Source organism: Paludibacterium sp. (assembly GCF_019232825.1).
GTDB lineage: Bacteria > Pseudomonadota > Gammaproteobacteria > Burkholderiales > Chromobacteriaceae > Paludibacterium.
In genome coordinates this window covers 61,425-70,210 of sequence record NZ_JAFAND010000025.1, presented here as the reverse complement: position 1 = coordinate 70,210, position 8,786 = coordinate 61,425, and the positions used below count along the sequence as shown (strand labels likewise).

Genomic DNA, 8,786 nt, shown 5'->3' with positions numbered 1-8,786 from the left:
GAGCTGGGTTCAAAACGTCGTGAGACAGTTTGGTCCCTATCTGCAGTGGGCGTTGGAAGTTTGACGGGGGCTGCTCCTAGTACGAGAGGACCGGAGTGGACGAACCTCTGGTGTACCGGTTGTCACGCCAGTGGCATCGCCGGGTAGCTAAGTTCGGAAGAGATAACCGCTGAAAGCATCTAAGCGGGAAACTCGCCTGAAGATGAGACTTCCCTGAGGGCTAGACCCTCCTGAAGAGTCGTTCGAGACCAGGACGTTGATAGGTCGGGTGTGGAAGCGCTGTGAGGCGTGAAGCTAACCGATACTAATGGCTCGTGAGGCTTGATCCTATCATTTGAGAGACTTTGCGCTCGATACGAATACGAATACCCAAACGGCTTCTGAAGTTTGTGAACAGTTTATGTCTGGCGGCCATAGCGAGGTGGTCCCACGCCTTCCCATCCCGAACAGGACCGTGAAACGCCTTAGCGCCGATGATAGTGCGGCATTCGCCGTGTGAAAGTAGGACACCGCCAGACGCCCCATACGAAAGCCCAGACCACAAGGTCTGGGCTTTTTGCTTTGTTTCTGCTGCAGGACAGGCGTTTCTTTGCGTACAATCTGGTCTTGAATGGCAGTCCGAGGAGTTGCATGTTCCGTCTACCTGTTTCCTTTCGTTCCCTGTTGGTGTTTTCCTTGCTGTTGGTCACGTTGCTGCCTTCGCTCGCGCTGGTGCGCATGTGGTGGCGGCTAGACCAATTGGCGCAGGCTGCCGAAACCCGCATGGGCAACGTCGATCGCTGGCAAGAGGCGTTACGAACCTTGTCCGATCGCGAGGAGCACCTGGAGCGCGGCATGCGCCAATGGCTGCTGTTGAAGGACCCTGCGCTTTTGCAACTATCGCAAGGCTTCGCCGCGGAGACGCAGCCGGCGGCGGAGACGCTCGCGCAAATCCCCGATCCGGACATGACGCGTCTATTGCGCGACGACCGCGCGCGCGTTGGCCTTTTGTCTTCTTGGCTCAACGACAGCAGCATGCCGAGCGCCGCGCACGTCGTCGCCCAGTTCGACGTCTTGACCAGCAACCATGCGCAGATGGAAACGCGCTTGCGCAGGCAAGTGCTGATCGAGCGCCGCCAGTGGGCGGACAGCCTGCGCCAGCAGCGCATTGACGCCAACCGCACGGCGATCCTATCGGTGCTGTTGGCGCTCTTCTTGGCCCTCGCGCTCGGTTACGCGCTGTTCGCGCCGCTAGGTAAGCTGCGCGCGCGTATCGGCCGGTTGTCGCTTGGCGTGCGTGGACAATCGTGGCGGGTGGCGGGCCCAAGCGACGTGCGCGACCTGGCCGATGCGCTGGCTCGGTTGGATCAGCGCCTGGAACAGCTCGAATCGGAGAAGGCCAGCTTTTTCCGCCAGGTATCGCATGAACTGAAAACACCGCTGGCGGCCATCAGCGAAGCCTCGGCTTTGCTGGCCGACGAGGTGGCCGGACCGTTGAGCCAGGCGCAGCGCGAGATCGTCGCCATTCAGCAAAGCAACGTCACCACGCTACGCTCGCGCGTCGAGACGCTGCTCAAACATGATGTCGCCCGCTGGTTGGGACAGCAGGTCGAGTTTAAGCCATTTTCGCTGCAGCGCTTGTTGAGCCGGCGCGAGCGCGACTGGCTGGCGTTGATCGAGCGCCGGCATTTGCGCATCGTGCCTCAACTCGATGTGGACGAGGTGCAGGGGGATGAGCATAAGGTTCAGACGATCCTCGACAATTTATTGATCAACGCCATCCGTTTTTCCCCGGACGGCGGGACGATTTCACTCAGCGCACGCCGCACGGCGGGGCGTATCTTGATCCAGGTGGCTGACCAGGGGCCGGGCGTGAGTCCCGCCGAGGCCAGCCGCATTTTCGACCCGTTCTATACCGGTAAGCCGCCGCAAGGCGAATCGGCCGGGTCGGGTATTGGCTTGACCATGGCGCGCACTTTTGCCCAGTTGATGGGGGGCGATGTCGCTTTGGCGACGAAAACAGGCCCGGGTGCCTGTTTTGAGCTGTGGTGGCCGGAAAGTGGAAAGACATCATGACTTTGTTTCAACGTTTGCTCGTCGCCGGCGGTTTGGTGGCGGTCACGGGGTGTGCCTCGCTGCATAGCAGCACCGCGCAAACGAAAATGCCGGAGCTGTTTTGCCACGATGCCGATTGGGCGTTGGCGGGGCTTCGCGATGCGCGCGTGTCTTTCACCAGCGCCAAGGCTGTTTGCGCAGCCGATCGCCTGAAGCTGGCGGCGCAGATTTTGGTTTCTTCCGACGGCAAAACCGATCTCACGCGCGCGCGCAGCCTGGTTGACAGCGTGCTCAACGGTACAGAGGTGCAACACGACGCGAGCCTGGCCGGCTTGGCGATGTTGCTGGATCGGCAGCTGAACGAGCGGCGCCGCGCCGACGAGCGCGCCGACAAATTGACCGGGCAGTTGCGTGATCAACAAGCGCGCATCGACGATCTGAACGCCAAGATCGCCGCATTGACCGAACTGGAAAAAAGCATGTCGATACGTAAGCGGAGCAATGGCCAATGAGCGCGCATATTCTTTTGGTCGACGACGATCCGGATCTGCTGAAACTGGTCGGTATGCGCCTGACCGCTTCCGGCTATCAAGTCGAGGCGGTCGCCAGCGCCGAGGCGGGGCTGAATGTATTGGGCGCGCGCCGGGTCGACGTGCTGGTCACCGACTGGCACCTGCCGGGGATGGACGGGCTCGCGCTGTTTGAGGAGGTGCGACGCCGGTTCCCGCTGCTGCCGGTGATTATCCTGACCGCCTTCGGCACGGTGCCGGACGCCGTTGAGGCGGTTGGGCGCGGCGTGTTCGGCTATTTGGTCAAGCCGGTGGACGGCCGGGATCTGTTGGCCAAGATCGAACAGGCATTAGCGGCATCGGGCGGCATGTCGGCCGAGACGCAGCAGGAGGATTGGCAGCAAGGCGTGATTTCGCGCAGCCCGCAAATGGCCGAGTTGTTGGCGCAGACGCGCATGGTGGCGATGACCGACGCCAGCGTGTTGATCCGTGGCGAGAGCGGCAGCGGCAAGGAAGTGCTGGCCCGGGCGCTGCATCGTTGCAGCGCGCGTAGCCAAGCGCCGTTTGTTGCCGTCAACTGCGGCGCCATTCCCGACAATCTGCTGGAGAGCGAGCTGTTCGGTCACGAGAAAGGCGCGTTTACCGGCGCGTCCAGCCGTCATCAGGGGTTGGTGCTGGAAGCGGATGGCGGCACGCTGTTCTTGGACGAAATCGGCGATATGCCGCTGGCGCTGCAGGTCAAGCTGTTGCGCTTGCTGCAGGATCGCGAGGTGCGGCCGGTGGGCGCGGCGCGCTCGCGTCCGGTCGACATCCGCGTTGTCTCGGCCACGCATCGCGATCTGGAGGCGCTGATGCGCGACGGGCAGTTTCGCGAGGATCTGTTCTATCGCTTGAACGTGGTGACCCTGACGTTGCCGTCGCTGTCCGAGCGGCGCGAGGATATTCCGTTATTGGCGCAGCATTTTCTAGCGCAAGTGGCCAAACGCTACGGCCGGCCGTTGCCCGCGTTCGCGCCCGAGGCGCTGGAGTTTTTGGCCGCGTCGCGCTGGCCGGGTAACATCCGTCAGTTGGCCAACGTGGTCGAACAATGCTGTGTGCTGTGTTCCGGCCCGGTGGTCACCTTGACGCAGGTACAGAAGTCGGTAAGCGAGGAGGCGGTGGCCATTCCCTCGCTGGCCGAACACCGCCGCCAGACCGAGCGCGATTATCTGGAGCGGCTGCTGCGCTTGACCGGCGGCAACGTGGCCGATGCCGCCCGCCTGGCCGAGCGCAATCGCACCGAATTCTACCGGCTGCTGCAGCGGCACGAGTTGGACGCCGCCAGTTTCAAAGAGCGCAACTGACCCGGCTGCCTGCCACTCGTATTTGCAGATGGACCCAGAACCCCCTGTCGCCAATGAGCGACAGGGGGTTTTCTTCAGAAATCAGCAAGATAGCGTTGCTATGCTGGCATTTGTCGCCAGCCGGCGACAAAATCGCCCGCGCCGTCCCGGCTGAATTCTCCAAATGATTGATTTTTATTGATTTAGTGGAGCTGGCACGCTTGTTGCGATAAGAACGGCAATTACATCGGACAGGGAGGTCCACCATGCGCAGAATGCTTATGCAGTTCGCTTTGCTGCTCGCGCCCGCTATTGCCTGTGGCGCGCCCTTGACCCAGCAGCAGGCGGTCGAATGGTATGCCGCCGACGCCTCCGCCGTGTTGGCCTCGATACAACCCCTATCCCAGCCCAGCGTCTCGGCCGCCGATGACACGCTGGCGCGGCAAGTTACCGATGCCATCTCCGGCATCATCGCCAGCGGCGCCGCCGACGTCGACGTCGTGGCGCGCGATGGCCGGATCATTCTGCGTGGCCAGGCCGCCAGCCAACAGGTCGAAAATCAACTTTTGGATACAGCCAATGCCGTTTACGGCGTAAAGGAGGTGAAATCGGAAATTAAATTATCTGCCAGCTAATGCCTGTGTTTTGAGTTTGATCTCTACCTTGGGCCCGCCACTCCCCCGGCGGGCGTTTTTTTTCTCAGAAACTGAGGACCTTGTCCGCCGCCAGGGTCAGCTCGGCCAGTTCCGGCATGGTGCCGATGCCGACGCCGGCGATCAGTTGCGCTTCTCCGATGCCGCGCGCGGCGGTGCAAGTGCGACAGACCTTGACCGTGGCGCTTGCCGCCAGCAATTCCTGCACCATTTCCCCCAGCGTCGCGCCGGAAGCCACCGTTTGTCCGGCTAGCGCCGTCACCACCGCGTCCGACAACAGAAAAACCGTGATCCGCGGCTTGGCGGCGGTATCGGTTAACGCCAAGGCCAGGCGTAGGCCGGAGAGGGTACGCTCGCTGCCGTAAGGACTGGCATTCAAGGTGAACACGATGTTTTGCATGATCGATCTCCCCAAAGACGCCATCTTGCGACCCGGTGCCTGTTTGCGCAAGGCGCGAGCCGCGCGAGGCCGGGCCCGCCCTGGCGTTATGGATGGAATATTTTATATTGTCGAACAAAAAATATTTGCTTGGGATATTATAAGAAGTTTGTAACTGCACTCTAAGATCAATAAGCACGCGCATCAAAAAGATCGCGAACGTGCCTACAAAGGGGAAACCACAATGCCATTTCAGCCTTTTGCCCAGCCGCAGCCGGCGATGCGCCGCGCCATCACCGAGGCCTATCGTCAGGATGAGCGGCAATGCATCGAGCGCCTGCTGCCCCAGGCCGCCATGACGCGCGAACAAGTGTTCGCCGCCCAGCGCCTGGCGCGACGCCTGGTGGCCGAAGTGCGCGCCAAGCGCAGCAAGGCCAGCGGGGTGGACGCGCTGATGCACGAGTTTTCGCTCTCAAGCCTGGAGGGCATCGCGCTGATGTGCTTGGCCGAAGCGCTGCTGCGCATCCCGGATAAAGACACCGCCGATCGCTTGATTCGCGACAAGCTGAGTCGCGGCGATTGGCGCGCCCACCTGGGCAACAGCGCCTCGCTGTTCGTCAATGCCGCCGCTTGGGGGCTGCTGGTGACGGGCAAATTGGTATCCTCCTACAGCGAACAAGGGCTGTCCGCCGCCGTGACGCGGCTCGCGGCCAAGGGCGGAGAGCCGCTGATCCGCAAGGGCGTGGATCTGGCCATGCGCATGTTGGGACGCCAATTCGTCACCGGCGAGAACATTGACGAGGCGTTGGAAAACGGCCTGGAGCGCGAGTCGCGCGGTTATCGCTTCAGCTATGACATGCTGGGCGAGGCGGCTATGACCGAAGAGGATGCCGAGCGCTACTTTCACGACTACGAACAAGCGATTCACGCTATCGGCAAGGCCGCGGCCATGCGCGGCGTCTACGAGGGGCCGGGGATTTCGGTCAAGCTCTCGGCGATCCATCCGCGCTATTCGCGCGCCCAGCACGCGCGCGTCATGAATGAACTGCTGCCGCGGCTCAAGGCGCTGTTCATGCTGGCCAAACAATACGATATCGGTTTGAACATCGACGCCGAAGAAGCGGATCGGCTGGAGATTTCGCTCGATCTGATCGAGGCGCTGGCGCGCGACCCCGACCTCGCCGGCTTCAAGGGCATCGGCATCGTGGTGCAGGCCTATCAAAAGCGCTGCCCGTTCGTGATCGACTACCTGATCGCGCTGGCGCGCGAGACGGGGCACCGCTTCATGGTGCGCCTGGTCAAGGGGGCCTACTGGGACGCCGAAATCAAGCGTGCCCAGGTTGATGGTCTGCCCGGTTATCCGGTCTATACCCGCAAGGTGCATACCGACGTGTCCTATCTGGCTTGCGCCAAGGCACTGCTCTCGGCGCAGGACGCTATTTTCCCGCAGTTCGCTACCCACAACGCCTACACGTTGTCGGCGCTGTTTACCCTGGCGTCCGGCCTCGATTACGAATTCCAGTGCCTGCACGGCATGGGCGAAACGCTGTATGACCAAGTGGTCGGCAGCGCCAACATGGGACGCAGCTGTCGCATCTATGCGCCAGTCGGCTCGCATCAGACGTTGTTGGCCTACCTGGTGCGGCGTCTATTGGAAAACGGCGCCAATAGCTCGTTCGTCAACCGCATCGTCGACGAGTCGGTGTCGATCGAGGATCTGGTGGCCGATCCGTGCGAGGTGGCCGCGCGCGAGGGCGGGCGGCCTCACGACAAGATTCCGTTGCCGTCGGCGCTTTATGGCGCGAGCCGTTGCAATTCCGCCGGGATCGATCTCTCCAGCGAGCTCGTGCTGGCCGACTTGCAGCAGCGGCTGCAAGACAGCGAGCGCCGCGCCTGGATGGCCTGTCCGATGCTGGCCGATGGCGATCGCCGTGGCGGCGTTGCCCGCGCTGTGCAGAACCCGGCCAATCTGGGCGAGCGCGTCGGCCAGGTGTTCGATGCCACGGCCGAGGACGCGCAGCGCGCGGTGACGCTGGCCGTGGATGCCGCCGCCGGCTGGGCCGCCACCCCCCCGGCCGAGCGCGCCGCCTGTTTGCAGCGCGCCGCCGATCTGCTGGAGGCGCATCGGGCCGATCTGATGGGGCTCGCGGTGCGCGAGGCCGGCAAGACGTTGCCCAATGCCCTCGCCGAAGTGCGCGAGGCGGTCGATTTCCTGCGTTATTACAGCCGGCAGGCGGCCGAGGAGCTGGCGGGCAAGGCGCCGCTCGGTCCGGTGGTGTGCATCAGCCCCTGGAATTTCCCGTTGGCGATTTTTCTCGGCGAAGTCAGCGCCGCGCTGGCCGCCGGCAATACCGTGCTGGCGAAGCCGGCGGAGCAGACGAGCCTGATTGCCGCCGAAGCGGTGCGTCTGCTGCATGAGGCCGGCGTGCCACGCGGTGCGCTGCAATGCTTGCCGGGCCGCGGCGAGGATGTGGGCGCCGCGCTCGTCGACGACGCGCGCGTGCAGGGGGTGATCTTCACCGGCTCGACCGAGGTGGCGCAACTGATCAATCGAACGCTCGCCGCCCGAGGCGGCGACACCGTGCTCGTGGCCGAGACCGGGGGGCAAAATGCGATGATCGTCGACAGCACCGCGCTGCCGGAGCAGGTGGTGGCCGATGTGCTGGCTTCGGCGTTCGACTCCGCCGGACAACGCTGTTCGGCGCTGCGCGTGTTGTACCTGCAGCACGACGTGGCCGACAAGATTCTGGCCATGCTGCGCGGGGCCATGGACGAACTGATCATCGGCGATCCGGCCCAATTGGCGACCGACATCGGCCCGGTGATCGATGACGAGGCGCGCGCGGGGCTACTCGCGCATATCGACAAAATGCGCGGCGTGGCGCGCGCCATGCACCAGACGGTGTTGCCGGCCGAAACCGCCGGCGGCCACTTCGTGGCGCCGACGCTCATCGAGCTCGATTCACTCGCGCCGCTTACCCGCGAAGTGTTCGGCCCGGTGCTGCACGTGCGCCGCTTCGGCGCCGATCAGCTCGATCTGGTGCTCGATGAGGTCAACCGCAGCGGCTACGGCCTGACGCACGGCGTGCACAGCCGCATCGACGAAACCATCGATTACGTGGCGGATCAGGTCAAGGCGGGCAACGTCTACGTCAACCGCAATATCGTCGGCGCCGTGGTCGGCGTGCAGCCGTTTGGCGGCGAGGGCAAGTCCGGCACGGGGCCCAAGGCGGGCGGTCCGTTCTATTTGTACCGGTTGACCCGCGCCGCCTGGCGTCCGCACTTGGACGTGGCGCAGCTTGAGGCACGGCTGCCGGGTCTGATCGCCTTCGAAGGCGCGATGACGCATTGGGGCTTGGCGCCGGCGGAACTCGCCCGGATGCGTGAGCAAGTGACCCATGCACGGCTGGCAAGCCCCTTGCTGACTCTGGTGAACCTGCCCGGACCGACCGGAGAGCAGAACACGCTGCGCTTCGCCGCGCGCGGCGTGGTTGCGTGCTTGGCACCCGAGCGCGGCGAGCTATTGCGGCAGATGATCGCCGCGCTGGCGTGCGACAACCGCATTTTGTTGCCGCACAGCGCCGAGAACGACGCGCTGTGCGCGCTGATGCCCGGCTGGGTCGATACCGCCGACGCGCCGCTGGCGGCGCCGCGGCTCGATGCCGTGCTGTTCGCCGGGCCGGCCAATGTGGCTGATTCGGCGCGGCGCGAACTGGCCGCGCGCGACGGCGCCATCGTGCCGTTGATCTGCGCCGGCGCCGACGGTTACGAATGGCATCGGCTGGTGGTGGAGCGCGCGCTGTGCGTCAATACCACGGCCGCCGGCGGCAATGCCAGTTTGATGAGCATGGAAGCGTAGTAGTAGTTGCCAGGGGGGTATTCATTAGAA

At 63.6% G+C, this 8,786-nt stretch carries 6 protein-coding genes and 2 rRNA genes; 7 read left to right on the top strand and 1 reads right to left on the bottom strand.

Features of this window, described 5'->3' with window-relative positions; all coding sequences use genetic code 11:
• The 6 genes from JOZ06_RS02570 to JOZ06_RS02545 form a co-directional block, all read left to right on the top strand.
• A 23S ribosomal RNA gene (locus JOZ06_RS02570) occupies positions 1-329 on the top strand; the annotation flags it as partial.
• Positions 330-403: 74 nt separating this feature from the next.
• Positions 404-518: ribosomal RNA gene (gene rrf / locus JOZ06_RS02565) — 5S ribosomal RNA — on the top strand.
• A gap of 112 nt (positions 519-630) precedes the next feature.
• Positions 631-2,055, top strand: coding sequence for a HAMP domain-containing sensor histidine kinase (locus tag JOZ06_RS02560; RefSeq protein ID WP_293228328.1), 1,425 nt, complete (start codon positions 631-633; stop codon positions 2,053-2,055).
• A complete protein-coding gene (locus JOZ06_RS02555) occupies positions 2,052-2,546 on the top strand; it encodes a hypothetical protein (RefSeq protein WP_293228326.1) in 495 nt (164 codons plus the stop codon). Before JOZ06_RS02560 ends, JOZ06_RS02555 begins: the two co-directional genes overlap by 4 nt.
• Complete coding sequence (locus JOZ06_RS02550) at positions 2,543-3,886, top strand: sigma 54-interacting transcriptional regulator (RefSeq protein ID WP_293228324.1); 1,344 nt, start codon at positions 2,543-2,545, stop codon at positions 3,884-3,886. The genes JOZ06_RS02555 and JOZ06_RS02550 overlap by 4 nt, the downstream gene beginning before the upstream one ends.
• 245 nt (positions 3,887-4,131) lie before the next feature.
• Positions 4,132-4,500, top strand: coding sequence for a BON domain-containing protein (locus tag JOZ06_RS02545; RefSeq protein ID WP_293228322.1), 369 nt, complete (start codon positions 4,132-4,134; stop codon positions 4,498-4,500).
• A 64-nt stretch (positions 4,501-4,564) separates the two neighbouring features.
• On the opposite strand, the gene JOZ06_RS02540 is transcribed toward JOZ06_RS02545, so the two are convergent.
• A complete protein-coding gene (locus tag JOZ06_RS02540) occupies positions 4,565-4,918 on the bottom strand; it encodes a DsrE family protein (RefSeq protein WP_293228321.1) in 354 nt (117 codons plus the stop codon).
• Between the two features lie 223 nt (positions 4,919-5,141).
• On the opposite strand from JOZ06_RS02540, the gene putA reads away from it, so the two are divergent.
• Positions 5,142-8,756 (top strand): bifunctional proline dehydrogenase/L-glutamate gamma-semialdehyde dehydrogenase PutA, encoded by a 3,615-nt coding sequence (gene putA / locus JOZ06_RS02535; RefSeq protein ID WP_293228319.1) that lies wholly within the window; start codon positions 5,142-5,144, stop codon positions 8,754-8,756.
• Positions 8,757-8,786 lie beyond the last annotated feature (30 nt).